Origin of the sequence: Evansella sp. AB-rgal1, from assembly GCF_041820985.1 — a bacterium.
GTDB lineage: Bacteria > Bacillota > Bacilli > Bacillales > Salisediminibacteriaceae > Evansella.
In genome coordinates, this window is sequence record NZ_JBGUAU010000078.1 from 1 (window position 1) to 1,182 (window position 1,182).

A 1,182-nucleotide genomic window follows, 5' to 3' on the forward strand; every position below is an offset into this window, starting at 1 on the left:
AGCGTTAGCATCAAAAGCTGTCGTTACTGTTGTAGTGCGAACGGGGAGTTTAGTGAAATTAGTTGAGGTAAAGAAAAGTATGACAACAATAAAAATAAGGGGGGGGCAAATAATGAAAAGAATTGTAATTGGTGGATTTATAATGCTTGGTGGCTTATTAGTTACTTTAACAATTATTTTAGCGGGTACTATTTACGCAACTAATATAACTGCATGGTCTGGTAAGTCGAAATTATGGCATGCAATTTTTGGAGCGAAGCAATATGGAAATGAAGTTGTACAGTCTTTATTTTTAGGTTTTCCATTTATTATAGGCGTTCTATTAACTATTTTAGGCTTAATAATCTTAGGGCAAGAATATATTAAAACTTTTAAGGATGAAGTCTAACTTTATTAAACAAACGGATGGTTAGCGAAAGAAGTTGACGCTGCTCTTGTAGAAGAAACGGGGATTATTTAAGTGGAAACAAAATAATAAGTTGGGAAGTGGAAAAATTATGTCAGATAATAAAAGAGAAAAATTTGCAGAATTAAATGTCGAAAAGTTAAATATAGTTGATAAAAATGGCAAGATTAAAATGACCCTATTTAACCAAGATAATATCCCTCCGTTGATATTGGATGGAGTAGATATTATGCCTGGTCACAGACAAAGTGACCCAGATTCAGGAATTATGTTTTACAACGGTAAAGGTGAAGAATGTGGAGGTCTGCTTTATGGAAGTGAAGAAGATGAAAAAGGGAATTATAAGGCATCAGCATCGTTAACGTTTGACCAATATAATACTGACCAGGTGCTTCAGGTTCATTATGTAGATGATAATGGAGAACAACTTTATGGTTTTTCTGTTTTTGACAGACCGAAAACACCACTTTCTCAATTAGTAGAAAAGTATCAACAAATACAGCAATCAAATATAAGCAACGAGAGCAAAGAGAGAGAAACAAAGGAGCTTTTAAAAGGCAATGCCCAAAGAGTATTTATGGGCAAAAATAAAAGTGGTGATGTCAGTGTCCAGTTAATGGATTCCAAAGGAAATCAAAGAATTCGCATGGTCGTTGATAAAGATGATGTACCGAGAATGGAATTTTTAAATGAAAAAGGAGAAGTTACATATAAACTCCCACCTGAAGATTAAATCATATTATAAGTTAATGTGAACAATTACACTTAAGCTAACG

At 33.5% G+C, this 1,182-nt stretch carries 2 protein-coding genes; both read left to right on the forward strand.

The window, feature by feature from the left end; genetic code table 11:
* Nucleotides 1–388, forward strand: a 388-nt coding sequence (locus tag ACERII_RS25835; protein WP_373645859.1) for a hypothetical protein, incomplete at its 5' end; no start/stop codon positions are given.
* A gap of 109 nt (nucleotides 389–497) precedes the next feature.
* A complete protein-coding gene (locus ACERII_RS25840) occupies nucleotides 498–1,139 on the forward strand; it encodes a hypothetical protein (RefSeq protein WP_373645860.1) in 642 nt (213 codons plus the stop codon).
* Nucleotides 1,140–1,182: the final 43 nt, after the last annotated feature.

Coding starts and splice junctions, on each gene's coding strand:
- ACERII_RS25840 (WP_373645860.1), top strand. CDS start 498: ATGTCAGATAATAAAAGAGAAAAATTTGCAGAATTAAATGTCGAAAAG.